Origin of the sequence: Pseudomonas mandelii, from assembly GCF_900106065.1 — a bacterium.
Taxonomy (GTDB): Bacteria; Pseudomonadota; Gammaproteobacteria; order Pseudomonadales; family Pseudomonadaceae; genus Aquipseudomonas; species Aquipseudomonas mandelii.
Genome location: NZ_LT629796.1, coordinates 2455557 through 2479217, shown reverse-complemented (window position 1 = coordinate 2479217; position 23661 = coordinate 2455557). Strand labels below are relative to the sequence as shown.

Annotated in this window: 23 protein-coding genes and 1 pseudogene; 15 read left to right on the top strand and 9 right to left on the bottom strand. The window is 60.3% G+C overall.

Features of this window, described 5'->3' with window-relative positions:
• The first annotated feature begins 32 nt into the window (after positions 1-32).
• Entirely contained in the window at positions 33-1601 is a 1569-nt protein-coding gene (locus BLU63_RS11165; protein ID WP_042932478.1) for a phospholipase D family protein, read from the top strand.
• Positions 1602-1768: 167 nt separating this feature from the next.
• Here BLU63_RS11165 and BLU63_RS11160 read toward each other — a convergent pair whose 3' ends face one another.
• On the bottom strand, positions 1769-2914 hold the full coding sequence (locus tag BLU63_RS11160) for an MFS transporter (RefSeq protein ID WP_010465183.1): 1146 nt from the start codon (positions 2912-2914) through the stop codon (positions 1769-1771).
• A 156-nt stretch (positions 2915-3070) separates the two neighbouring features.
• The gene (locus BLU63_RS11155) at positions 3071-4564 is read right to left on the bottom strand and encodes an aldehyde dehydrogenase (protein WP_010465185.1); all 1494 of its coding nucleotides are present in this window, start codon (positions 4562-4564) and stop codon (positions 3071-3073) included.
• Positions 4565-4802: 238 nt separating this feature from the next.
• Here BLU63_RS11155 and BLU63_RS11150 point away from each other — a divergent pair, with 238 nt between their 5' ends.
• Positions 4803-5165, top strand: coding sequence for a cupin domain-containing protein (locus tag BLU63_RS11150; protein ID WP_010465187.1), 363 nt, complete (start codon positions 4803-4805; stop codon positions 5163-5165).
• 110 nt (positions 5166-5275) lie between these two features.
• On the opposite strand, the gene rpmG is transcribed toward BLU63_RS11150, so the two are convergent.
• Positions 5276-5431 (bottom strand): 50S ribosomal protein L33, encoded by a 156-nt coding sequence (gene rpmG / locus BLU63_RS11145; RefSeq protein WP_008150173.1) that lies wholly within the window; start codon positions 5429-5431, stop codon positions 5276-5278.
• Positions 5432-5442: 11 nt separating this feature from the next.
• Positions 5443-5676, bottom strand: a complete 234-nt coding sequence (gene rpmB / locus BLU63_RS11140; RefSeq protein WP_007894701.1) for a 50S ribosomal protein L28 — start codon at positions 5674-5676, stop codon at positions 5443-5445.
• A 445-nt stretch (positions 5677-6121) separates the two neighbouring features.
• On the opposite strand from rpmB, the gene BLU63_RS11135 reads away from it, so the two are divergent.
• The gene (locus BLU63_RS11135; protein WP_083375463.1) at positions 6122-7708 is read left to right on the top strand and encodes an ABC transporter substrate-binding protein; all 1587 of its coding nucleotides are present in this window, start codon (positions 6122-6124) and stop codon (positions 7706-7708) included.
• A 142-nt stretch (positions 7709-7850) separates the two neighbouring features.
• Here BLU63_RS11135 and radC read toward each other — a convergent pair whose 3' ends face one another.
• Positions 7851-8525, bottom strand: coding sequence for a RadC family protein (radC, locus tag BLU63_RS11130; protein WP_010465196.1), 675 nt, complete (start codon positions 8523-8525; stop codon positions 7851-7853).
• 136 nt (positions 8526-8661) lie between these two features.
• Between radC and coaBC the strand changes: the two genes are divergently transcribed.
• From coaBC to argB, 4 genes and pseudogenes are all read left to right on the top strand, one after another.
• Positions 8662-9870: a bifunctional phosphopantothenoylcysteine decarboxylase/phosphopantothenate--cysteine ligase CoaBC gene (coaBC, locus tag BLU63_RS11125; RefSeq protein WP_010465198.1), complete on the top strand. Its 1209-nt coding sequence runs from the start codon at positions 8662-8664 to the stop codon at positions 9868-9870.
• Positions 9871-9875: 5 nt separating this feature from the next.
• Positions 9876-10331, top strand: a complete 456-nt coding sequence (gene dut, locus BLU63_RS11120) for a dUTP diphosphatase (protein WP_010465200.1) — start codon at positions 9876-9878, stop codon at positions 10329-10331.
• A gap of 302 nt (positions 10332-10633) precedes the next feature.
• Positions 10634-12037: pseudogene (locus BLU63_RS11115) on the top strand (phosphomannomutase/phosphoglucomutase); the annotation flags it as partial.
• 25 nt (positions 12038-12062) lie between these two features.
• Entirely contained in the window at positions 12063-12968 is a 906-nt protein-coding gene (argB, locus tag BLU63_RS11110; RefSeq protein ID WP_010465204.1) for an acetylglutamate kinase, read from the top strand.
• A 166-nt stretch (positions 12969-13134) separates the two neighbouring features.
• Here argB and pyrE read toward each other — a convergent pair whose 3' ends face one another.
• Positions 13135-13779, bottom strand: coding sequence for an orotate phosphoribosyltransferase (pyrE, locus tag BLU63_RS11105; protein ID WP_010465206.1), 645 nt, complete (start codon positions 13777-13779; stop codon positions 13135-13137).
• An 82-nt stretch (positions 13780-13861) separates the two neighbouring features.
• On the opposite strand from pyrE, the gene BLU63_RS11100 reads away from it, so the two are divergent.
• A complete protein-coding gene (locus BLU63_RS11100; RefSeq protein ID WP_007934608.1) occupies positions 13862-14641 on the top strand; it encodes an exodeoxyribonuclease III in 780 nt (259 codons plus the stop codon).
• 167 nt (positions 14642-14808) lie between these two features.
• Here the strand turns inward: BLU63_RS11100 and BLU63_RS11095 are convergent, their stop codons facing one another.
• Entirely contained in the window at positions 14809-15177 is a 369-nt protein-coding gene (locus tag BLU63_RS11095; RefSeq protein ID WP_010465209.1) for a DUF4870 domain-containing protein, read from the bottom strand.
• Between the two features lie 27 nt (positions 15178-15204).
• On the bottom strand, positions 15205-15927 hold the full coding sequence (gene rph, locus BLU63_RS11090) for a ribonuclease PH (RefSeq protein ID WP_010465211.1): 723 nt from the start codon (positions 15925-15927) through the stop codon (positions 15205-15207).
• 280 nt (positions 15928-16207) lie between these two features.
• Here rph and BLU63_RS11085 point away from each other — a divergent pair, with 280 nt between their 5' ends.
• From BLU63_RS11085 to BLU63_RS11060, 6 genes are all read left to right on the top strand, one after another.
• Positions 16208-17071, top strand: a complete 864-nt coding sequence (locus BLU63_RS11085; protein ID WP_083375462.1) for a YicC/YloC family endoribonuclease — start codon at positions 16208-16210, stop codon at positions 17069-17071.
• 12 nt (positions 17072-17083) lie between these two features.
• Positions 17084-17704, top strand: coding sequence for a guanylate kinase (gene gmk, locus BLU63_RS11080; protein WP_010465215.1), 621 nt, complete (start codon positions 17084-17086; stop codon positions 17702-17704).
• A 167-nt stretch (positions 17705-17871) separates the two neighbouring features.
• Positions 17872-18135 carry a DNA-directed RNA polymerase subunit omega gene (gene rpoZ / locus BLU63_RS11075; RefSeq protein WP_007894670.1) on the top strand — a complete coding sequence of 88 codons (264 nt, stop codon included), beginning with the start codon at positions 17872-17874 and terminating at the stop codon, positions 18133-18135.
• 57 nt (positions 18136-18192) lie between these two features.
• Positions 18193-20298, top strand: a complete 2106-nt coding sequence (spoT, locus tag BLU63_RS11070; RefSeq protein WP_010465218.1) for a bifunctional GTP diphosphokinase/guanosine-3',5'-bis pyrophosphate 3'-pyrophosphohydrolase — start codon at positions 18193-18195, stop codon at positions 20296-20298.
• Between the two features lie 24 nt (positions 20299-20322).
• Positions 20323-20703 (top strand): RidA family protein, encoded by a 381-nt coding sequence (locus BLU63_RS11065; RefSeq protein ID WP_003229509.1) that lies wholly within the window; start codon positions 20323-20325, stop codon positions 20701-20703.
• Positions 20704-20761: 58 nt separating this feature from the next.
• Positions 20762-21502, top strand: coding sequence for a hypothetical protein (locus BLU63_RS11060; RefSeq protein ID WP_010465226.1), 741 nt, complete (start codon positions 20762-20764; stop codon positions 21500-21502).
• Between the two features lie 142 nt (positions 21503-21644).
• Here BLU63_RS11060 and BLU63_RS11055 read toward each other — a convergent pair whose 3' ends face one another.
• Positions 21645-22502: an SDR family oxidoreductase gene (locus BLU63_RS11055; protein WP_083375461.1), complete on the bottom strand. Its 858-nt coding sequence runs from the start codon at positions 22500-22502 to the stop codon at positions 21645-21647.
• Between the two features lie 189 nt (positions 22503-22691).
• On the opposite strand from BLU63_RS11055, the gene exbB reads away from it, so the two are divergent.
• Positions 22692-23660, top strand: a complete 969-nt coding sequence (gene exbB / locus BLU63_RS11050) for a tonB-system energizer ExbB (protein ID WP_083375460.1) — start codon at positions 22692-22694, stop codon at positions 23658-23660.
• The last annotated feature ends 1 nt before the right edge of the window (position 23661 follow it).

Here is a 23661-nt window from a genome sequence, read left to right as displayed (position 1 = left end):
CCGACCTTTGCCGCCAATCGGAACGTTCCTACGTGAGAGTCAGACAGCCCCTACTTGCTCTTCTGCTACTCGCCTCGTTTCTGGGCGGTTGCGCCAGCTTCGACGTTCAACGCGAACCGAGCCAGGCTTTACCCGCCAGCGATTCGGCGTTCGGCCGCTCGATCCAGGCCCAGGCCGCGCCCCACGAGGGCAGGTCCGGCTTTCGCTTGCTGTCCAACAGCAGCGAAGCCTTCATGGCCCGTGCCGAGCTGATCCGCAATGCCCAAAGCAGCCTCGACTTGCAGTACTACATCGTGCATGACGGCATCAGCACGCGGATGCTGGCGGACGAATTACTCAAGGCTGCGGATCGCGGCGTGCGGGTGAGAATCCTGCTTGATGACACCACCAGCGACGGCCTGGACTGGATCATCGCGACCCTCGCTGCGCACCCGCAGATCCAGATCCGCCTGTTCAACCCGCTGCACCTGGGCCGCGCCACGGGCGTGACGCGCACCATGGGCCGCTTGTTCAACCTGTCGCTGCAACATCGGCGCATGCACAACAAGTTGTGGCTGGCGGACAACAGTGCGGCCATCGTCGGCGGCCGTAACCTGGGAGACGAATACTTCGATGCCGAGCCCAACCTGAATTTCACCGACATCGACATGCTCGGCGTCGGACCGGTGGCGGAACAGCTTGGCCACAGCTTCGACCAGTACTGGAACAGCGCGCTGAGCAAACCGATCGACGAGTTCCTGTCGAGCAGACCGACGCAAAAGGACCTGCAAAATACCCGCACGCGCCTGGAAGAATCCCTGGAAGAGACCCGCAAGCAGAATCATGCGCTCTATCAGCAGTTGATGACTTACACCACAAAGCCACGCATGGACATCTGGCGCCGGGAGCTGATCTGGGCCTGGAACCAGGCGCTGTGGGATGCACCGAGCAAGGTCTTGTCGGACGGCGAGCCTGACCCCCATTTGTTGCTGACCACGCAACTGGCGCCGGAGCTTACGGGCGTCAGCAAAGAACTGATCATGATCTCGGCTTACTTCGTACCGGGGCAGCCGGGGTTGGTCTACCTCACCGGCCGGGCCGACGCCGGGGTGTCGGTGAGTTTGTTGACCAACTCGCTTGAAGCCACGGACGTGCCGGCCGTGCACGGCGGTTACGCGCCTTATCGCCGGGCGCTGCTGGAACATGGCGTGAAGCTGTACGAACTGCGCCGCCAGCCCGGCGAAGGCGGCGGCAGCGGGCCGCATATTTTCTACAGCAAGTCCTTCCGGGGTTCCGATTCCAGCCTGCACAGCAAGGCGATGATCTTCGACCAGCAGAAATCCTTCATCGGCTCATTCAACTTCGATCCACGCTCGGTGCTGTGGAACACCGAAGTCGGCGTGCTGGTGGACAGCCCCGAACTCGCCGCGCATGTGCGTAGAGCGGCCATGGAGGGTATGGCGCCGCCCTTGAGCTATCAGGTGAAACTGGAGAATGACCGGATCGTCTGGGTGACGGAGGATGACGGCAAAATGCACACGCTGACCAAGGAGCCAGGGAGTCTATGGCGCCGCTTCAATTCCTGGTTCAGCACGGCGGTCGGCCTTGAGCGGATGTTGTAGCGTTGCTTCCATCAATCAAATGTGGCGAGGGAGCTTGCTCCCGCTGGGTCGCGAAGCGGCCCTAAACCAGAAGCCCCCGTTCATTCAGACTGAACGAGGGCTCCGATCGGCGACTGCTGCGCAGTCGAGCGGGAGCAAGCTCCCTCGCCACATGCTCGTGCAGGGTTTCAGGCCGGTTCGGCAACTCCACCGAACGCGCCTTGGCGTGACAGTAAGATCACCAACCCGAACGCCCCCGCGGCCATGAACAGCGGCAACGCATGCCCGCTGATCCATTGGCTGCCGGCACCGGCCGCCAAAGGCCCGATCAGGCAACCGATGCCCCACAGCTGCGCAATGTGCGCGTTGGCTCGCACCAGTGCATCGTCGCGATAGCGTTCGCCGATCAGGATCAGCGACAAGGTGAACAATCCTCCGGCGCTGGCGCCAAACAGCACCCACAACGGCCAGATCAACAACGTATCGATGAGCAACGGGATCGCCAGACTCGAAAGCAGCAACACCACCGCACACCCAGTGAACAAAGTGCGGCGTGACAAGCGATCCGCCAGCGCGCCGATCGGCAATTGCAGCAGGGCATCACCCACCACCACGGTGCTGACCATCGCCAAGGCGATTTCCGTGGTGAAACCCTGACGCAGGCAATACACCGGCAACAAGGTCAGGATCATCGCTTCAAACGCAGCGAACAGCGACACCGCCCAGGCAATCGCCGGCAAGCCACGGCAGAAGCCCCACAAGTCGCCAAACGTCACGCTGGCAGCCTCACTGGACGGTGCGCCGCTGCGGCCCAGCAACAGGAGCGGCGCCGCTATGAGCAAGCCGACGCCGACCCAGAAGCCGTAATCGTGTTCGGTGCCCAGAACGCCCAGCAGCAACGGACCGGCCAGCTGACTCAGCGCGTAGCTGCTGCCGTACAGCGCCACCAATCGTCCGCGCCATTGTTCGATCACCAGTTGGTTGATCCAGCTTTCGCCGAGGATGAAGACCAGGGTCAGGATCACCCCGATCATCAGGCGCATCACCAGCCAGACCGGATAGCTCGGCAACAGCGCCAGCAAGCCGATGGACACTGCCCCGGCCCACAGGCACAGACGCATGAGGTTGGCCGTGCCCAGACGCGAGGCCAGATGGCTGGAAATCTTCGCCCCCAGCAGCACGCCAATGGCCGGCATCGCTGCCATCACACCGATGGCGAACGAGCCGTAGCCCCAGCTTTCCAGGCGAAACGACACCAGCGGCATGCTGACCCCCAGGGCCAGGCCAACACTCAAGACAGACGCCAACACGGCGAAATAAGTCGCCCAACGCATGTTCCACGCTCCTGTGGATATTTTTTGGCACCGCACAAAACAATGTGGGAGCGAGCCTGCTCGCGATAACGGAACAACATTCAACACTGGATGTTGACTGTCACACCGCCATCGCGAGCAGGCTCGCCCCCACAGGGGATCTTCGTTGCGTGGTGCTTACAACTTGATCCAGGTCGCCTTCAGCTCGGTGTATTTGTCGAACGCGTGCAGCGACTTGTCGCGGCCATTGCCCGATTGCTTGAAGCCGCCAAACGGTGCGGTCATGTCGCCGCCGTCGTATTGGTTGACCCACACGCTACCGGCACGCAGCGCACGAGCGGTCAGGTGCGCCTTGGAAATGTCCTTGGTCCATACCGCAGCAGCCAGGCCGTAAGGCGTGTCGTTGGCAATCGCGATGGCTTCCTCGGCGGAGTCGAACGCGATCACCGACAACACCGGGCCAAAGATTTCTTCCTGAGCGATTTTCATCGCATTGTTTACGCCGTCGAAAATCGTCGGTTCAACGTAAGTGCCACCGCTTTCCTGAAGCGTGCGCTTGCCGCCAGCCACCAGTTTGGCGCCGTCGGCGTGGCCGGATTCGATGTAGGACAGCACGGTATTCATCTGCTGGGTGTCCACCAGCGCGCCGACGTTGGTCGCCGGGTCCAGTGGGTTGCCCGGCTTCCAGGTTTTCAGTGCTTCGATCACCAGCGGCAGGAAGGTGTCCTTGATCGAGCGTTCGACCAGCAGACGCGAACCAGCAGTGCAGACTTCGCCCTGGTTGAAGGCAATGGCACCGGCCGCCGCTTCAGCTGCGGCTTGCAGGTCCGGGGCATCGGCAAACACGATGTTCGGGCTCTTGCCGCCCGCTTCGAGCCAGACGCGCTTCATGTTCGATTCGCCGGAGTAGATCAGCAATTGCTTGGCGATCTTGGTCGAACCGGTGAACACCAGCGTATCCACGTCATTGTGCAGGGCCAAGGCCTTGCCGACGGTGTGACCGTAACCCGGCAAAACGTTAAGCACGCCTTTCGGAATGCCGGCTTCGACGGCCAGCGCAGCAATGCGAATAGCCGTCAGCGGGGATTTTTCCGATGGCTTGAGGATCACCGAGTTACCGGTGGACAGCGCCGGCCCGAGTTTCCAGCAGGCCATCATCAACGGGAAGTTCCACGGCACGATGGCGCCAACCACGCCGACCGGTTCGCGAGTCACCAGACCCAGCTGATCGTGCGGGGTGGCGGCGACTTCGTCGTAGATCTTGTCGATGGCTTCACCGCTCCAGCTCAGGGCTTGCGCCGCGCCGGGAACGTCGATGTACAGGGAATCGCTGATCGGCTTGCCCATGTCCAGGGTTTCAAGCAGCGCCAGCTCTTCGGCGTGCTGTTTGAGCAGGCCGGCGAAACGGATCATGGTGGCTTTGCGCTTGGTCGGTGCCAGGCGCGACCAGACGCCGGAATTGAAGGTGGCGCGGGCATTTTCAACGGCGCGCTGGGCGTCGGCGGCGTCACAGCTGGCAATCTTGCCCAGCAGACGGCCATCGACCGGGCTGATGCACTCGAAGGTCTCGCTGGAGACGGCATCGGTGTATTCGCCATTGATGTAGGCACGGCCTTCGATCTTCAGATCGCGAGCCCGTTGTTCCCAATCGGCACGAGTCAGGGTGGTCATACGAGTGTCCTCCTCTTGTTGAATACGAGCGCCCAACGATCGTCGCTGACGCTGTCAGGAATTCTGCCCAGCCAGCCTGATTTTTCGGCCCAAGGCAACCGCCACCCTAAACCAGCGACAGGTGAAGTTTCAATATATTTGACATAAGGCCGGCAAACGGCCTTGCGATGTTCATTTTAATAAACATAGACTTTGGGCTTTCCAACCAACCGCGCCGCAATCACGGGGGATAACAACAATGAGCATCCAGGACATCGTCGACTTCAGCCAGGCCACCACCCAACCCGATCGCTATCGGCCGGACCCGGCAAAAGTCCTCAAGGGCGACCCCGAGCAAGCGGTCTACAACCACTACAACAGCCCTTGCGGCCAGTTGAATGCGGGCGTGTGGGAAGGCGCTGTTGGCCAGTGGCATGTGAACTTCACCGAGCATGAGTACTGCGAAATCATTCAGGGCGTTTCAGTGCTGCGTGACAACGACGGCAACAGCAAGACCGTGCGTGCGGGTGATCGCTTCGTGATCCCGGCCGGGTTCAGGGGCACCTGGGAAGTGCTGGAGCCGTGCCGCAAGATTTATGTGGCGTTTGAACAGAAGGCCTGAGGATTTGTATTAGCCGGGCCGGCCTCTTCGCAGGCAACCCGTAACCTGCAGGCAACAAAAAAGGCCCGTATCTCGCGATACGGGCCTTTTTTGTAAGAGGGAAAAATCAATTACTTGATTTTGCCTTCTTTGTACATCACGTGCTTGCGAACGCGCGGATCGAACATGCGCTTTTCGAGCTTGTCCGGAGTAGTACGCTTGTTCTTGTCGGTAGTGTAGAAGTGACCAGTACCGGCGCTAGAAATCATTCGAATCAATTCACGCATGATTAGCTCCCTTAGATCTTGCCAGCTTTGCGGATTTCGGCCAGCACGACAGTGATGCCACGCTTGTCGATAATACGCATGCCTTTGGCAGATACGCGCAGACGCACGAAACGTTTCTCTTCTTCAACCCAGAAGCGGTGATGCTGCAGGTTCGGCAGGAAACGACGACGGGTTTTGTTGTTTGCGTGGGAAATGTTATTCCCAGTCACCGGACCCTTACCGGTAACTTGACATACTCTCGACATGCCTCAGCCCTCTAAAACCACATGCCCAACCCGGCATGGGTTGGCCGCTTAATCTCTCAGTCATTTGGCGCCAGGCGCCGCGTTTCTTTAGAGGTCTTACCGGCTACACCTACAGTGAAGGAACCGGGCCCCTAGAAAAGAGCGCTGCTTTATACCAGAAAGACTGGAGAGCAACAACATTCCGTGTGCGCGGACTTTATAAATTCCCCATTTTTCGGGCGCCGAGCGCCTTGGATAAAGGCTGTGGCCGATTAAGACCGCTCGTCGCAGAGAATCGGTCAACCGACCGATTTCGGGTTTTCCTCGGCCCGCATCACCGAAAACAAGCGCACATACTCTCCTTAAAATGAAAAAGGAGATAGTCATTTGCAAAAGAGCCCACTAGGGTAAGCCTTTTCCAGACTGCACTTGCAGATGGGCCTTCGATCTGTAAAGGAATCCGACCATGCGCCTCGCTGCCCTACCGCTGTTGTTCGCCCCGCTCCTGCTGAGCCCGCTGGCCCATGCCGCCGCCCTGAGCGTCTGCACCGAGGCGAGTCCGGAAGGGTTCGACGTGGTGCAATATAACTCGCTGACCACCACCAACGCGTCCGCCGATGTGCTGATGAACCGTCTGGTGGACTTCGACACCGCCAGCGGCAAAGTGGTCGCCAGCCTCGCGGACAGCTGGGAAGTCAGCCCCGACGGCCTGACCTACGTGTTCAAGTTGCACCCACAGGTGAAATTCCACCGCACCGAGTACTTCAGCCCGACACGCGAGCTGACCGCCGAAGACGTCAAATTCAGCTTCGACCGCATGCTCGACCCGGCGCACCCTTGGCACAAGGTCGCCCAGAGCGGCTTCCCGCACGCCCAATCGATGCAGTTGCCGGCGCTGATCAAGAAGATCGACGCACTGGACCCGCTGACCGTACGCTTCACCCTCGATCACCCGGACTCAACCTTCCTCGCGACCCTGAGTATGGGCTTCGCCTCGATCTATTCCGCGGAATACGCCGACAAACTGCTGAAGGCCGGCACGCCCGAGAAGCTCAACAGCCAGCCGATCGGCAGCGGCCCGTTCGTGTTCACGCGCTTCCAGAAAGATGCCTCGATTCGCTACAAGGCCAACCCGGACTACTTCCGTGGCAAGCCTTCGGTGGACCCGCTGATCTTCGCCATCACCCCGGACGCCAATGTGCGTTTGCAGAAATTGCGTCGCAACGAGTGCCAGATCGCCCTGTCGCCCAAGCCTCTGGACGTACAGGCCGCGCTGAAAGAACCGACACTGAAAGTGGAAAAGACTGACGCCTTCATGACTGCGTTCGTCGGCATCAACAGCCAGCATCCACCGCTGGACAAACCTGAAGTGCGCCAGGCGATCAACCTCGCCTTCGACAAGGCCAACTACGTCAAAGCCGTGTTCGAAGACACTGCCGAGCCTGCCAACGGCCCGTACCCGCCGAACACTTGGAGCTACGCCAAAGGCCTGCCCGGTTATCCGCATGACGTCGAGAAGGCCAAGGCATTGATGGCCAAGGCCGGACTCAAGGACGGCTTCCAGACCACCATCTGGACCCGACCTTCCGGCAGTCTGCTGAACCCGAACCCGAGCCTGAGCGCTCAAATGCTGCAATCGGACCTCGCGGAAATCGGCATCCAGGCCGAAATACGGGTGATCGAATGGGGCGAGCTGATTCGCCGCGCCAAAGCCGGCGAGCACGACCTGCTGTTCATGGGTTGGGCTGGCGACAACGGTGACCCGGACAACTTCCTCACGCCGCAGTTTTCCTGCGCCGCGGTCAAATCCGGCACTAACTTCGCCCGCTACTGCAACCAGGACCTGGACAAGCTGATCAGCGCCGGCAAGACCACCGGCGAGCAAGGTGTGCGTACCAAGCTTTACGAACAGGCCCAGGCGCAGATCCAGCAGCAGGCGCTTTGGCTGCCGTTGGCCCACCCGACGGCGTTCGCGTTGACGCGCAAGAACGTCGAGGGTTACTCGGCCAGCCCGTTTGGTCGCCAGGATTACTCCAAGGTCAACCTCAAGTAACGCTTGGAAACGCTGCGCGAATGCTTCTCTGTGGCGAGGGAGCTTGCTCCCGCCGGGCTGCGCAGCGGCCCTGAAGATCCTGTGAGCGCTGCGCACTCAAGCGGGAGCAAGCTCCCTCGCCACAGAAGCCCGTCCCCAAGCCCTACATCCACCCATACTCGGCCATTGAAAGCGGCTCGCCGTCACCAATGATGAAATGGTCAAGCACTCGCACATCAATCAATTCCAGCGCCTCTTGCAAGCGTTTGGTCAGCGTGCGGTCGGCCTGGCTGGGATCGGAATTGCCCGACGGATGGTTGTGGCAAAGGATCAATGCGGCGGCGTTATGAGCCAATGCGCGCTTGACCACCTGTCGCGGGTACACGCTGGTGTTGTCGATGGAGCCGCGAAACAGCACCTCAAACGCCAGCACCCGGTGTTTTGAATCCAGGAACAGGCTACCGAAGACCTCATGCGGCTCGTGGCGCAGCATCGACTTGAGGTAGTCGCGCACCGCCAGGGGGCTTTCCATCACTGAATCACGTCGTAACCGCTCTGCCAGATGCCGGCGGGCCATTTCCAGCACCGCCTGCAACTGCGCAAACTTTGCCGGCCCAAGGCCGAGCTCACCACTGAAGGTCCGAAGGTCGGCTTCGAGCAAAGTGCGCAGGCTGCCAAATTGCTGCAACAGGTGTCGCGCCAAATCCACCGCGCTTTTGCCGGACACACCGGTCCGTAAAAAAATCGCCAGCAGCTCTGCGTCCGAGAGACTCGCCGATCCCTGCTCCAGTAACTTCTCCCGCGGCCGCTCCGCCGCCGGCCAATCACGAATACTCATAGCACCTTCCCTGTCTGTGGGCGCCGCTGTTCCATAGCGGTCGCTGTGATATCGTAGCCAATCTTTTTTGCTGGCGATTTCATCCCTGGGGAGGGGGTCTCGCCATGCTGTCATCAACGAAATAAAAGGCAGACCTATGCAGCGGCTGTATCGGAAACGCATCGTTCTGGGCGTCGGCGGCGGTATTGCTGCCTACAAGAGCGCCGACCTGGTTCGCCGCCTGATCGACCAGGGTGCCGAAGTGCGCGTGGTCATGACCCGTGGCGGCAGCGAGTTCATCACTCCGCTGACCATGCAGGCCTTGTCCGGGCACCCGGTTCATCTCGACTTGCTGGACCCCGCAGCAGAAGCTGCCATGGGCCACATCGAGCTGGCCAAGTGGGCCGATATGGTGCTGATCGCCCCTGCTACGGCGGACCTGATTGCCCGTCTGGCCCAAGGCATTGCCGACGATCTGCTGACCACGCTGGTGCTGGCCACCGATGCGGTGGTCGCCATCGCCCCGGCGATGAACCAGGCCATGTGGCGCGACCCGGCAACCCAGGCCAACCTGCAAACCCTCGAAAGCCGCGACATCAAAGCCTTCGGGCCGGCCTCCGGTAGCCAGGCGTGCGGCGACGTCGGCCTGGGCCGCATGCTCGAAGCCGTCGAGCTCGCCCAGTGCGCGGCGGACTGCTTCAAGCGCCAGGCATTGACCGGCAAACACGTGCTGATCACCGCCGGCCCGACTCAGGAAAACATCGATCCGGTGCGCTACATCACCAACCACAGCTCCGGAAAAATGGGCTTTGCCCTGGCCGAAGCCGCGGTGGAAGCCGGCGCCCGCGTCACGCTGATCACCGGCCCGGTGCACCTGCCGACTCCGGATCGTGTCACCCGCATCGACGTGGTCAGCGCTCGCGACATGCTCGCCGCCTGCGAAGCCGCGATCCCTTGCGACCTGTTTATCGCCTCGGCAGCGGTCGCGGACTACCGTCCTGAAGTCGTCGCCCCACAGAAACTCAAGAAAGACCCTACGAACGGCGACGGCTTGTTGCTACAGATGGTGCGCAACCCGGACATCCTGGCCACCATCGCCACCCGCCCCGACCGTCCGTTCAGTGTCGGCTTCGCTGCCGAAACCGAACACCTGCTCGATTACGCTGCCCGCAAGCTGAAAGACAAGAACCTCGATTTGATCGTCGCCAACGACGTCGCCAACCCGAGCATTGGCTTCAACAGCGAAGAAAACGCCTGCAGCGTGATCGATCGAGAACTGCACGCCACACTTTTCGCCCAGACCAGCAAGAGCAAAATTGCTCGCCAGCTGATCACTTTTATCGCCGAACGTCTGAACCAGGTTTAATTTACATGCACGCTTTGCAAGCCAAGATCCTCGACCCCCGCATCGGTACCGAATTCCCGCTGCCGCAGTACGCCACGCCTGGCTCCGCCGGCCTCGACCTGCGCGCCATGCTGGAAAAAGACACCGTCATCAAGCCGGGCGAAACCCTGCTGATCCCGACCGGCCTGTCCGTCTACATTGGCGATCCGGGTTTGGCCGCGCTGATTCTGCCGCGCTCCGGCCTGGGCCATAAACATGGCATCGTGCTGGGCAATCTGGTCGGTTTGATCGACTCCGATTACCAGGGCCCGCTGATGGTTTCGTGCTGGAACCGTGGCCAGACCGACTTCAACATGGTGGTCGGTGAGCGCCTGGCTCAATTGGTTCTGGTGCCGGTGGTTCAAGCGCACTTCGAGATGGTCGAAGAGTTTGTTGAAACCGAGCGTGGTGCCGGTGGTTTCGGGCATTCCGGCAGCCATTGATCCGATAAAGCATCCTGTGGCGAGGGAGCTTGCTCCCGCTGGGCTGCGAAGCGGCCCCAAGATTTTGTGAGTGCCGCGCACCCAAGCGCAAGCAAGCCTCCTCGCCAAAATTCGCACAACGTTCATCTGGAAGGTTTACCGCCCAAAATCAAGGCATTGACCGATCATTACCCCGCAAACGCAGGTGGCATGGCCTTTTCGCACCACGAACTCTCAGTGGAAAACGCCGTCATACCCTTCAGTTTGAGCCCGCCGACGAGATTTTCGCGGACAGGTCCAGTCACTTTCGAGATGGAGCATTCCCACAGATGAGCACCCCAGCCACAGTCGCACCCAAGTTCCCGGACAGCATCTTCCGCGCCTACGACATTCGCGGCACGGTCCCGGAATTCCTGAACGCTGAGACCGCTTACTGGCTCGGCCGCGCCATCGGTGCCCAGAGCCTGGCCCAGGGCGAACCGAACGTTTCCGTTGGCCGCGACGGCCGCCTGTCCGGCCCTGAACTGGTCGAACAACTGATCAAGGGCCTGGCCGACAGCGGTTGCCACGTCAGCGACGTGGGCCTGGTGCCAACCCCGGCGCTGTACTACGCCGCCAACGTACTGGCCGGCAAATCCGGCGTCATGCTCACCGGCAGCCACAACCCGTCGAACTACAACGGGTTCAAGATCGTGATCGCGGGCGACACCCTGGCCAACGAACAGATCCAGGCCCTGCACGACCGCCTCAAGACCAACAACTTGAGCAGCGGCAAGGGCAGCGTCACCCAGGTCGAGATCCTCGACCGCTACAACACCGAAATCGTCCAGGACATCAAACTGGCTCGTCGCCTGAAAGTCGTGGTCGACTGCGGCAACGGCGCGGCCGGCGTGATCGCCCCGCAATTGATCGAAGCGTTGAACTGCGAAGTCATCCCGCTGTTCTGCGAGGTCGACGGTAACTTCCCGAACCACCACCCGGACCCGGGCAAGCCTGAAAACCTCGTCGACCTGATCGCCAAGGTCAAGGAAACCAACGCCGATATCGGCCTGGCCTTCGACGGCGATGGCGACCGGGTCGGTGTGGTGACCAACACCGGCAGTATCGTCTACCCGGACCGCCTGCTGATGCTGTTCGCCCGCGACGTACTGGCGCGCAACGCGGACGCGGAGATCATCTTCGACGTCAAATGCACCCGCCGCCTGACACCGCTGATCAAGGAATACGGCGGCCGTCCGCTCATGTGGAAGACCGGTCACTCGTTGATCAAAAAGAAAATGAAACAAACCGGCGCCCTGTTGGCCGGCGAGATGAGCGGGCATATCTTCTTCAAGGAGCGCTGGTTCGGTTTTGACGACGGCATTTACAGCGCCGCGCGTCTGCTGGAGATCCTCAGCAAGGAAAAATCCACCGCGGAAGAGCTGTTTGCGACCTTCCCGAACGATATTTCTACGCCGGAAATCAATATCCATGTGACCGAAGAGAGCAAATTCAGCATCATTGATGCATTGCACGACGCGAAGTGGGGCGAAGGCGCCGACCTGACCACCATTGACGGCGTGCGAGTCGACTACGCCAAAGGCTGGGGCCTGGTGCGCGCGTCCAACACCACACCGGTGCTGGTGCTGCGCTTCGAGGCCGATGACGAGGCTGAATTGCAGCGCATCAAGGACGTGTTCAAAGTCCAGCTGAAGCGTGTTGCACCTGATCTCCAATTACCGTTTTGATCTTCTGAAGCACCCGGAGCCCTGAATGACCCTCGAACGCGAAGCCGCCGCCAACACCGCCAAGGTCCTGTCCGAAGCGTTGCCTTACATTCGCCGCTATGTCGGCAAGACGCTGGTGATCAAATACGGCGGCAACGCGATGGAAAGCGAGGAGCTGAAAACCGGCTTCGCCCGCGACATCGTGTTGATGAAAGCCGTCGGTATCAACCCGGTGGTGGTTCACGGCGGCGGCCCGCAAATCGGCGACCTGCTCAAGCGCCTGTCGATCGAGAGCCACTTCATCGATGGCATGCGCGTGACTGACGCGCAGACCATGGACGTGGTGGAAATGGTCCTCGGCGGCCAGGTCAACAAGGACATCGTCAACCTGATCAACCGTCATGGCGGCAGCGCCATCGGCCTGACCGGTAAAGACGCCGAGCTGATTCGTGCGAAGAAGCTCACCGTGACCCGCCAGACGCCGGAGATGACCCAGCCGGAAATCATCGACATCGGCCAGGTAGGCGAAGTGGTCGGGATCAACACCGACTTGCTGAACCTGCTGGTCAAAGGTGATTTCATCCCGGTCATCGCGCCAATCGGCGTCGGTGCCAACGGCGAGTCGTACAACATCAACGCTGACCTGGTGGCCGGCAAAGTCGCCGAAGCGCTGAAAGCTGAAAAGCTGATGCTGCTGACCAACATCGCCGGCTTGATGGACAAGTCGGGCACGGTCCTCACCGGACTGACCACCCAGCAAGTCGACGAGCTGATCGCCGACGGCACGATCTACGGCGGCATGCTGCCGAAGATCCGTTGCGCGCTGGAAGCGGTTCAGGGCGGCGTGGGCAGCTCGCTGATCATTGATGGCCGGGTGCCGAATGCGATTCTGCTTGAGATCTTCACCGATACCGGTGTGGGTACGTTGATCAGCAATCGCAAGCGTCACTAAGCAACACAAACAAAAAGACCCCGCTCAGCTTGGCTGAGCGGGGTCTTTTTTTGCCTGCGCACCCCCTTGTAGGAGCGAGGCTTGCCCGCGAAAGCGATCTGACAGTCCCATCATTGCTGAATGTGACGACGCCTTCGCGGGCAAGCCTCGCTCCTACAGGTCAGCGTTAGACGCCGTACTGGGCGCGGTACGCTTCTACGGCTGGCAGGTGCTGCTTGAGCTGCGGATCATCCGCCAGGAATTCCAGCACCTGGTTCAGCGACACAATGCTGATCACCGGAATGCCGAAATCACGCTCCACTTCCTGGATCGCCGACAACTCACCGTTGCCACGCTCCTGACGGTTCAGGGCGATGAGCACGCCCTTGGCCTTGGCGCCGTCCTGGGAAGCGATGATCTGCATCACTTCGCGGATCGCGGTGCCGGCGGTGATCACGTCGTCGATGATCAGCACATCACCGGTCAACGGCGCGCCAACGAGACTGCCGCCTTCACCGTGGGCCTTGGCCTCTTTGCGGTTGAAGCACCATGGCAAATCACGGCCATGATGTTCGGCCAGCGCCACCGCAGTGGTCGCCGCCAGCGGGATGCCTTTGTACGCCGGGCCAAACAATACATCGAACGAAATACCGCTCTCGACGATGGCTGCCGCGTAGAAACGACCCAGCTGCGCAAGGGCCGAACCGGTATTGAACAGGCCGGCATTGAAGAAGTAAGGACTGGTGCGCCCGGACTTCAGGGTGAACTCGCCGAAGCGCAAAACGCCGCGATCGATGGCAAAACGAATGAAATCGCGCTGATACGCTTGCATGAAAAAAACCCCAAATACCACGGATTTAGCTAATTAGGTTGACGCCGTGTATCATACACGCACGCGATTTTTGGGGCCATTTATGCGGATCATCAGTGTGAACGTCAATGGTATTCAGGCTGCAGTGGAGCGAGGGTTGCTCAGTTGGCTGCAAGCACAGAATGCCGACGTCATCTGCCTGCAGGACACCCGCGCCTCCGCCTTTGAACTGGACGATCCAGCCTTCCAACTGGATGGCTACTTCCTTTATGCCTGCGAAGCCGAAGTTCCCGCCCAGGGTGGCGTGGCTTTGTATTCGCGGTTGCAACCGAAGGCAGTCATCAGCGGTCTCGGTTTCGAGACAGCCGACCGCTACGGGCGCTACCTGCAAGCCGATTTCGACAAGGTCAGCATCGCGACCTTGCTGCTCCCTTCGGGGCAGAACGGCGATGAAGACTTGAACCAGAAGTTCAAGCTAATGGACGATTTCGCCCGTTATCTGGATAAACAGCGACGCAAACGTCGCGAGTACATTTATTGTGGCTCGCTGTACGTGGCGCAACAGAAGCTGGATATCAAGAACTGGCGCGACAGCCAGCAATCCCCAGGCTTCCTGGCACCTGAACGTGCCTGGATGGACGAGATTGTCGGCAACATGGGCTATGTTGATGCCCTGCGTGAAGTCAGCCGTGAAGGCGACCAGTACAGCTGGTGGCCGGACAACGAACAGGCGGAAATGCTCAACCTCGGCTGGCGTTTCGACTACCAGTTGCTGACCCCTGGCCTGCGCCGTTTTGTTCGCAGCGCACGCCTGCCACGCCAGCCACGGTTCTCGCAACACGCACCACTGATCGTGGACTACGACTGGACGCTGACCATTTAAGCGTCTTTTCGCAGACGCAAAAAAGCCGACATCGCCGTCGGCTTTTTTGTGCGCGCCTCATTCCTGTAGGAGCGAGGCTTGTCCGCGAAGAACGATAACGCGTTGTTCCTGACAGACCGAGGCGCCTCAATTCGCGGGCAATCCTCGCTCCTACGGGACAGCGGTGGCTACTTGATCAGCCGCCAGGTGAACGGATACCGATACGGCACCCCTTCATTGGCTTTCACACCACCGATGATCGTCAGTACCAACGCACCAATCGCCACCAGGCCGAACAGGAAGAACCCGATGATCACCACCATCAGCAGGAAGCAGATGGCAGAGGCAATGGCGACTGTGATCTGAAAGTTCAGCGCCTCCTTGCCCTGGGCATCGACAAACGGGTCCATCTCGCGCTTCATCTGCCAGAGGATCAGCGGGCCGATCAGCGTACCGAACGGAATCCAGATTCCCAGCAACGCGGACAAGTGACAAAACATTGCCCACTGCCGAGCCTCTTTGCTCGGGATGGGAAGTAGCTGCTGCTCGTCACTCATGGTGTCCTCCTTGCGTGGAACATCCGATCAGTCGGCCAGTGCGGCCTTTTGCAGCTCGAAGATCTCGGTCATGCCTTTCTTCGCCAGTTCAAGCATAGCGTTCAGCTCTTCCGGCTGGAACGGCGCGCCTTCGGCAGTGCCCTGGACTTCGATGAAGCCGCCAGTGCTGGTCATCACCACGTTCAGGTCAGTCTCGGCAGCCGAGTCTTCCAGGTAGTCGAGGTCGAGCACAGGCTCGCCCTGGTACATGCCCACCGAAACGGCCGCGATCATTTGCTTGAGCGGGTCGCCGCCTTTCAGGCCGCCGCGCTTCTTGATCACTTTCAAGGCATCGACCAGCGCAACCATGGCGCCGGTGATGGATGCGGTGCGGGTGCCACCGTCGGCCTGGATCACGTCGCAGTCGACGTACAGGGTGACGTCGCCCAGCTTGGACATGTCCAGCGAAGCACGCAGCGAGCGACCGATCAGACGCTGGATTTCCAGGGTGCGGCCGCCTTGCTTGCCACGGCTCGCTTCACGCTGGTTACGCTCGCCAGTGGCGCGCGGCAGCATGCCGTATTCCGCGGTCAACCAGCCTTGGCCCTGGCCCTTGAGGAAACGCGGTACGCCGTTCTCGACGCTGACCGTGCAGATGACTTTGGTATCACCGAATTCGACCAGTACAGATCCCTCGGCGTGTTTGGTGTAGTTGCGGGTAATGCGGATCGAGCGGAGCTGATCGGCAGCGCGACCACTTGGACGTTTCATAGGGAATACCTGTACGGAGGACGGAAAACTGCCGAGCATTATAGAGCCGCGCGCCAAGACTGGGCACTTCTAAAAAATCCGTCCGACGATTGAAGGCGCTGACTAGAGCTTAGAACAGCGCTTTACCGACGGCCTGCAGCCCTTTGTCACACCGTGTGTTTGGGCGCATCCGCCCCACTGCGCTACAATCCTGCGCCTTTGCTGCCTGTCGGCTTTAATTCACAGATATCGGGTCTCGCGAAACCTTTGGTAACGCAAACCTGAATTGCGAGGTACCTCCATGGTGCACAGCATGACCGCCTTCGCCCGCGTTGAAAAAGCCGGCGCCCAAGGCACCCTGAGCTGGGAATTGCGCTCGGTCAACAGCCGCTACCTGGAACCCCATTTGCGCCTGCCGGAGTCGTTTCGCGACCTCGAAGGTGCGGTCCGCGAAGCGCTGCGCCAGGGGATATCCCGGGGCAAGCTCGAATGCACTCTGCGCTTCACCGAAGAAAACAACGACAAACCCCTGCAAGTGGACCGCGAGCGTGCCGCGCAATTGGTCGCTGCCGCCGAGACCATCGCCGGCCTGATCAAGAATCCCGCCGCATTGAATCCGCTGGAAGTCCTGGCCTGGCCTGGCGTTCTGGTGGGCGACGCCGCTGACCCGCAAGCCTTGAATGCCGAAGCACTGGCGCTGTTCAATGAAGGTCTGAAAGAACTCAAGGCCGGCCGCGAGCGCGAAGGCGCGGAGCTGGCCCGATTGATCAATGATCGCCTCACCTCCATCGAAGAAGATGTGGTGACCCTGCGCGAACTGGTCCCGCAGATGCTAGCCACCCAACGCCAGAAAGTCCTCGACCGCTTTGCCGACATGAAAGCCGAGATGGACCCGCAGCGACTCGAGCAGGAAATGGTCATGCTCGCGCAAAAGAGCGACGTCGCCGAAGAACTGGATCGCTTGAGCACTCACATCATTGAAGTTCGCCGGGTACTCAAGTCCGGCGGCGCTGCCGGTCGGCGCCTGGACTTCCTGATGCAGGAGCTCAACCGCGAAGCCAACACACTGGGCTCCAAAGCCTTCGACCCGCGCAGCACCCAAGCGGCGGTCAACCTCAAAGTGTTGATCGAGCAGATGCGCGAACAAGTGCAGAATATTGAGTAAGGCAACCCCGACATGACCCACAGCACCGGCACCCTGTACATCATTTCCGCCCCTTCGGGCGCGGGCAAGAGCAGCCTGGTCAAGGCCCTGACCGACGCTGATCAGGAGATCCGCGTCTCGGTCTCCCACACCACCCGCGCCATGCGCCCCGGTGAAGTGAACGGCGTGAACTATCACTTCGTCGAACGCGGCGAGTTCGTGAAGATGATCGAGCACGGGGATTTCCTCGAGCGCGCCGAAGTGTTCGGCAACCTCTACGGCACTTCGCAAAGCCACCTGCAGCAGACCCTGGACGAAGGCCACGACCTGATTCTGGAAATCGACTGGCAAGGTGCCGAGCAAGTGCGCAAATTGATGCCTCAGGCCCGCTCTATCTTCATTCTGCCGCCCTCTCTCCAAGCCTTGCATCAGCGTCTGAACAATCGCGGCCAGGACAGTGACGAGGTCATTGAAGGCCGGATGCGCGAAGCCGTCAGCGAAATGAGCCACTACGTCGACTACGACTACCTGATCATCAATGACGATTTCGCCCATGCGCTGAAGGATTTGCAGGCGATTTTCCGTGCCAATCAGCTGCATCAGAAGCGTCAGCAGCAGCGCAACGGAAAACTTTTGGCTGAATTGCTCGGCTAAACAGCCCTTCCCAAAACCGCTGCAAGGGCTTTACATTGGCACTTGCAGCGCGTTGAAGGGCTTGGTCAAAAAATCAGCGCTTCCCTAATCGCTGGTGATTTTTTAAACTGTTCAGTCCGCTCGCCCACCCGGGCAGCGCGCATATTGCATTCGCTCCGAGGAATACCATGGCCCGCGTAACCGTTGAAGACTGCCTGAACCACGTGGAAAACCGTTTTGAACTGGTCATGCTGTCCACCAAGCGTGCCCGTCAACTGGCCACCGGCGGCAAAGAGCCACTGGTCCAGTGGGAAAACGACAAGCCTACCGTTGTAGCCTTGCGTGAAATCGCCGAAGGCCTGATGAGCTACGAGTTCATCGCCAATGCTGAAATCGTCGAAGACGAACCGCTGTTCGCAGCGTTCGAGGACGAGTCCAACGAGGCAGTCTAAGCCTATGCCTGGTCGACGTAGCACGGCGCGGGGTCACAGCGAACGGCAGGAGTCATCATGCCGAGCATAGACGCCCTCGCCGATCGCTTATCGACCTACCTCGGCAAGGACCAGGTCAACCTGGTCCGCCGAGCGTACTTCTACGCCGAACAAGCCCACGACGGCCAACGCCGCCGCAGCGGTGAGGCGTACGTCACGCATCCTCTTGCGGTGGCGAATATTCTTGCCGACATGCACATGGACCATCAGAGCCTGATGGCGGCGATGCTGCATGACGTGATCGAAGACACCGGTATTGCCAAGGAAGCGCTGCAAGCGCAGTTCGGCGAAACCGTGGCCGAACTGGTAGACGGGGTCAGCAAACTGACCCAGATGAACTTCGAGACCAAGGCCGAAGCACAAGCCGAAAACTTCCAGAAAATGGCCATGGCCATGGCGCGCGACATTCGCGTGATCCTGGTCAAGCTCGCCGACCGCCTGCACAACATGCGCACGCTTGAAGTCCTGTCCGGTGAAAAGCGTCGGCGGATCGCCAAGGAAACCCTGGAAATCTATGCGCCCATCGCCAACCGGCTGGGCATGCACGCCATCCGCATAGAATTCGAAGACCTCGGCTTCAAGGCCATGCACCCGATGCGTTCCGCACGGATCAACCAGGCCGTCAAACGCGCCCGGGGCAACCGCAAGGAAATCGTCAACAAGATCGAAGAATCCCTCAGCCACTGCCTGGCCATCGATGGCATCCAGGGCGAGGTCAGCGGTCGTCAGAAACACCTCTACGGCATCTACAAGAAAATGCGCGGCAAGCGTCGGGCCTTCAACGAGATCATGGACGTCTATGCGTTCCGGATCATCGTCGACAAGGTCGATACCTGCTACCGCGTGCTAGGTGCTGTGCATAATTTGTACAAACCGTTGCCGGGACGCTTCAAGGATTACATCGCGATTCCCAAGGCCAACGGCTACCAGTCGCTGCACACCACGCTGTTCGGCATGCACGGTGTTCCGATCGAGATCCAGATCCGCACCCGTGAAATGGAAGAGATGGCCAACAACGGCATCGCCGCCCATTGGCTGTACAAATCCAGCGGCGACGAACAGCCAAAAGGCACTCACGCCCGCGCTCGCCAGTGGGTCAAAGGCGTGCTGGAAATGCAGCAACGGGCCGGCAACTCGCTGGAATTCATCGAAAGCGTGAAGATCGACCTGTTCCCGGACGAGGTCTACGTCTTCACGCCCAAAGGCCGGATCATGGAGCTGCCCAAAGGCTCCACGGCGGTCGACTTCGCTTACGCGGTGCACACCGACGTGGGCAACAGCTGCATTGCCTGCCGGATCAATCGTCGTCTTGCGCCGCTGTCCGAACCGCTGCAAAGCGGCTCCACGGTCGAGATCGTCAGTGCTCCCGGTGCCCGGCCGAACCCGGCGTGGCTCAACTTCGTGGTCACGGGCAAGGCACGGACCCACATCCGCCATGCGCTGAAACTGCAACGCCGTTCCGAGTCCATCAGCCTGGGCGAGCGCCTGCTGAACAAAGTGCTCAATGGTTTCGACAGCTCGCTGGAAAAAGTACCGGCCGACCGCGTCAAGGCGATGCTCGCCGAATACCGTCTCGAACTGATCGAAGACTTGCTGGAAGATATCGGCCTGGGCAATCGAATGGCCTATGTAGTCGCCCGCCGCCTGCTTGGCGAAGGCGAACAGCTGCCAAGTCCGGAAGGCCCGCTGGCGATTCGCGGCACCGAAGGCCTGGTGCTCAGCTACGCCAAGTGCTGCACGCCGATCCCGGGCGACCCGATTGTTGGTCACTTGTCCGCCGGCAAAGGCATGGTCGTGCACCTGGACAACTGCCGCAACATCAGCGAAATCCGTCACAACCCGGAAAAATGCATCCAGCTCTCGTGGGCCAAGGATGTCACCGGCGAATTCAACGTCGAGCTGCGCGTCGAACTGGAACATCAGCGCGGCCTGATCGCCCTGCTGGCCAGCAGCGTCAACGCAGCCGACGGCAATATCGAGAAAATCAGCATGGACGAACGCGATGGTCGCATCAGCGTGGTCCAACTGGTGGTCAGCGTGCACGACCGCGTACACCTGGCCCGCGTGATCAAGAAACTGCGTGCATTGACCGGGGTGATCCGCATCACCCGCATGCGCGCCTAAGCCCACTATTACAAGGAGTCATTCATGACCAAGACTGTTATCACCAGCGACAAGGCCCCGGCTGCCATCGGTACTTACTCCCAGGCGATCAAGGCTGGCAACACCGTCTACATGTCGGGCCAGATTCCTCTGGACCCAAAAACCATGGAACTGGTTGAAGGCTTCGAAGCCCAGACCGTCCAGGTGTTCGAGAACCTCAAAGCCGTGGCCGAAGCCGCTGGCGGTTCGTTCAAGGACATCGTCAAACTGAACATCTTCCTCACCGACCTGAGCCACTTCGCCAAGGTCAACGAGATCATGGGCAAGTACTTTGACCAGCCATACCCTGCCCGCGCCGCCATCGGCGTAGCCGCCCTGCCAAAGGGTTCGCAGGTTGAAATGGATGCCATTCTGGTCATCGAGTAATACATCCGGCGCAGCCTTTTCAAGGTTGCGTCGACTTCGTTTCTGAAAGGATTCCACCATGCGCCATGCGCTAGCTCTCTCGCTGGTCGCCCTACTCTTGGGCGGTTGTGCCAGCAACCCTGCCGATCGTGACATCAGCGGCACCTGGATCAATCAGGTGGCGATCGACGCTGCGTCCAAAGGTGGCCCCCTGCGTGAAGCGCTCCAGGCTTATGGCCCGAACCTGGAATGGGACGTCAACACCAAGGCCGCTCAGGCCCGCTACACCAACGGTTTTGAGAACGTCGACGGCAAGCTGCTGGGCGAAGAGTCCGGCGCCTGGAAAGTCGACTTTTATGGCAGCTCCGCCAGCGAACTGAAGCGTGACGGCAAGCAACTGAGCCAGGCCGCCAGCGAAAACGAGCCGGAGCAGGTCTTTGACCGCGCGTTGATTCCGGTCCCGGATGGCGCACCGATTGGCGCGAGCTTCGAACGCGCGCTGTACACCGCCTACATGGGCGGCAGCTGGAAAATCGTCAACGGTCCGGGCGAAGGCAATACCGTGCAATTCCAGGCCGATGGCCAGGTTGCCGGACTGCCGGGTGCCGATCGATATGCCCTTTGCCTGGCGGGCGATTGCGCGTCGATGAGCGGCGGCAATGACAACATGTGGCTGCAAGTGAACGGCCAGGGCAATACCTGGATCTTTGCGCGCAAGGGCAAGGAACTGGAGATTCTGCAGGCAGTGAACACGGCTCAGGCGGATGAAATGCCTCAGTTCACGCCGGGTGATCGCAAGTGGTTGCTGGAAAAGCAGTAACCCGGCCCCTGAAGGCCAACACAAATCCAGTGTAGGAGCGAGGCTTGCCCGCGAAGCGATGTAACAGCCAACATAGATGTTGGAAGTTATGACGCCTTCGCGAGCAAGCCTCGCTTCTACAGGTATTTTGGACGCATGAAAGTCAGCAACGGCCTTCGAGAATGGCGGCGTAGCCCTCGCGATACGTTGGGTACTTTGGCGCCCAGCCCAAGGCCTTCGCCCTGGCATTGCTGCATTGCTTGCTGCCCGTGCGCCGTACGCTCGCGTCGTCAGCCCACTCGGTCACGCCCAAATATTCACGCAACCAGCCCACCACTTCGGCCAGCGGCGCTGGCGCGTCGTCGACACCGATGTAGACGTCATCCAACGCCATCCCGCGTCGATCCGCTTCAAGCAGAAACGCCATCAAGCCCGCCGCGTCATCGGCGTGGATGCGGTTGCCATACAGCGGCGGGTCAACCGCCACGCGATAGCCACGACGCACTTGAGTCAGCAGCCATTCGCGGCCCGGGCCGTAGATGCCAGTCAAGCGCACGATGCTTGCCGGGATGCCGCTCTGGAGCGCCACTTTCTCGGCCTCCAGCATCAATCGACCCGAGTAGCCTGATGCAAGGGTCGGCGAAGTCTCGTCGACCCACTCGCCCTCCTGCTGCCCATACACACTGCTGCTGGAAACAAACAGCAGGCGATTCGGTACCTGCCCGTAGTCGTCGAGCCACTCCAGCACATGCTCCAACCCCTCGACATACGCGGCGCGATAACCGGCTTCATCGTGATTGGTCGCGGCCGCAGAATAAACGAGGTAATCCACGGCACCGATTGGCCACGTCTCAGGACAGTCCTTATCGAACAAGTCGCCGGCAACGCCAATGACCCCCTCGGGCAGGCGCGAGACGTCCCGCCTCAGGCCATGAACCTCCCACCCGGAAGCCATCAATTGCGTGGCCAAACGACCGCCGACATCACCACAGCCGGCGATCAACACAGAAGGCGCAGACATCAGAAAACTCCCATCAGAAAGGCAAAGACTAGCGCCGACAATGGACGAGCGGCTAGCAATGAAGGAAAAAAAGATACTCTATTACTTTTGTTAACAAGAATTACTTGCAATAATGCACGCCACTTTTGTTCTCGGCCTTACGAGGCCTGGAAGAGCATTTACCGTTTTTCTATTTCAGGTCCGGCCAGCATGACACGCAATCAATTCCCCGCTTCGCCAACCAAACGACCTCGCGCCTGGAGCGCAGTGGCCGCCCTGCTGCTCAGCCTGATGCTGGCACCGACCGCCGCTTTCGCTGACGTACAAGCTCCGGCCACTCCGGCCGCCGCCGCTGCTCCAGCCCCGGCTGATCATGCCGTCCCCGCCGTTGCACCCGCCGCAACCGACCCGGCTCAGGCAGTAGATGCCGAAGACGTCCCTGAAGTTCTCGAAGCCGACAACACCCTGGGCATGGCCCACGACCTGTCGCCTTGGGGCATGTACCAGAACGCCGACATTATCGTAAAAATCGTGATGATCGGTCTGGCCATCGCCTCGATCATCACCTGGACCATCTGGATCGCCAAGGGCTTCGAGCTGATGGGCGCCAAGCGGCGTCTGCGCACTGAAATCGTCCACCTGAAAAAAGCCACCACCCTTAAAGAAGCCAGCGCCACCGCCACGAAGCAAGGCACCCTCGCCAACCTGCTTGTGCATGACGCCTTGGAAGAGATGCGATTGTCTGTCAACAGCCGCGAGAAAGAAGGCATCAAGGAACGTGTTGCCTTCCGTCTCGAGCGTCTGGTTGCAGCCTGCGGTCGCAACATGAGCAGCGGCACCGGCGTGCTCGCCACCATCGGTTCCACCGCGCCGTTCGTGGGCCTGTTCGGCACCGTGTGGGGCATCATGAACAGCTTCATCGGCATCGCCAAAACCCAGACCACCAACCTCGCCGTCGTCGCCCCCGGCATCGCCGAAGCCCTGCTGGCCACCGCGCTGGGTCTGGTTGCGGCGATTCCTGCTGTTGTGATCTACAACGTCTTCGCCCGCTCCATCGCTGGCTACAAGGCGCAAGTGTCCGATGCCTCGGCTGAAGTCCTGCTGCTGGTCAGCCGCGACCTCGATCACCTGCCGACCGCCGAGCGCTCCGCGCAACCCCACATGGTCAAAGTAGGGTAAT

Coding starts and splice junctions, on each gene's coding strand:
- rpmB (WP_007894701.1), bottom strand. CDS start 5,676: ATGTCGAGAGTATGTCAAGTTACCGGTAAGGGTCCGGTGACTGGGAAT.
- BLU63_RS11060 (WP_010465226.1), top strand. CDS start 20,762: ATGCGCCATGCGCTAGCTCTCTCGCTGGTCGCCCTACTCTTGGGCGGT.
- BLU63_RS11135 (WP_083375463.1), top strand. CDS start 6,122: ATGCGCCTCGCTGCCCTACCGCTGTTGTTCGCCCCGCTCCTGCTGAGC.
- rpmG (WP_008150173.1), bottom strand. CDS start 5,431: ATGCGTGAATTGATTCGAATGATTTCTAGCGCCGGTACTGGTCACTTC.
- BLU63_RS11150 (WP_010465187.1), top strand. CDS start 4,803: ATGAGCATCCAGGACATCGTCGACTTCAGCCAGGCCACCACCCAACCC.
- argB (WP_010465204.1), top strand. CDS start 12,063: ATGACCCTCGAACGCGAAGCCGCCGCCAACACCGCCAAGGTCCTGTCC.
- gmk (WP_010465215.1), top strand. CDS start 17,084: ATGACCCACAGCACCGGCACCCTGTACATCATTTCCGCCCCTTCGGGC.
- exbB (WP_083375460.1), top strand. CDS start 22,692: ATGACACGCAATCAATTCCCCGCTTCGCCAACCAAACGACCTCGCGCC.
- BLU63_RS11055 (WP_083375461.1), bottom strand. CDS start 22,502: ATGTCTGCGCCTTCTGTGTTGATCGCCGGCTGTGGTGATGTCGGCGGT.
- rpoZ (WP_007894670.1), top strand. CDS start 17,872: ATGGCCCGCGTAACCGTTGAAGACTGCCTGAACCACGTGGAAAACCGT.
- radC (WP_010465196.1), bottom strand. CDS start 8,525: ATGAGTATTCGTGATTGGCCGGCGGCGGAGCGGCCGCGGGAGAAGTTA.
- BLU63_RS11065 (WP_003229509.1), top strand. CDS start 20,323: ATGACCAAGACTGTTATCACCAGCGACAAGGCCCCGGCTGCCATCGGT.
- BLU63_RS11155 (WP_010465185.1), bottom strand. CDS start 4,564: ATGACCACCCTGACTCGTGCCGATTGGGAACAACGGGCTCGCGATCTG.
- BLU63_RS11160 (WP_010465183.1), bottom strand. CDS start 2,914: ATGCGTTGGGCGACTTATTTCGCCGTGTTGGCGTCTGTCTTGAGTGTT.
- BLU63_RS11085 (WP_083375462.1), top strand. CDS start 16,208: ATGGTGCACAGCATGACCGCCTTCGCCCGCGTTGAAAAAGCCGGCGCC.
- rph (WP_010465211.1), bottom strand. CDS start 15,927: ATGAAACGTCCAAGTGGTCGCGCTGCCGATCAGCTCCGCTCGATCCGC.
- BLU63_RS11100 (WP_007934608.1), top strand. CDS start 13,862: ATGCGGATCATCAGTGTGAACGTCAATGGTATTCAGGCTGCAGTGGAG.
- dut (WP_010465200.1), top strand. CDS start 9,876: ATGCACGCTTTGCAAGCCAAGATCCTCGACCCCCGCATCGGTACCGAA.
- coaBC (WP_010465198.1), top strand. CDS start 8,662: ATGCAGCGGCTGTATCGGAAACGCATCGTTCTGGGCGTCGGCGGCGGT.
- pyrE (WP_010465206.1), bottom strand. CDS start 13,779: ATGCAAGCGTATCAGCGCGATTTCATTCGTTTTGCCATCGATCGCGGC.
- BLU63_RS11095 (WP_010465209.1), bottom strand. CDS start 15,177: ATGAGTGACGAGCAGCAGCTACTTCCCATCCCGAGCAAAGAGGCTCGG.
- spoT (WP_010465218.1), top strand. CDS start 18,193: ATGCCGAGCATAGACGCCCTCGCCGATCGCTTATCGACCTACCTCGGC.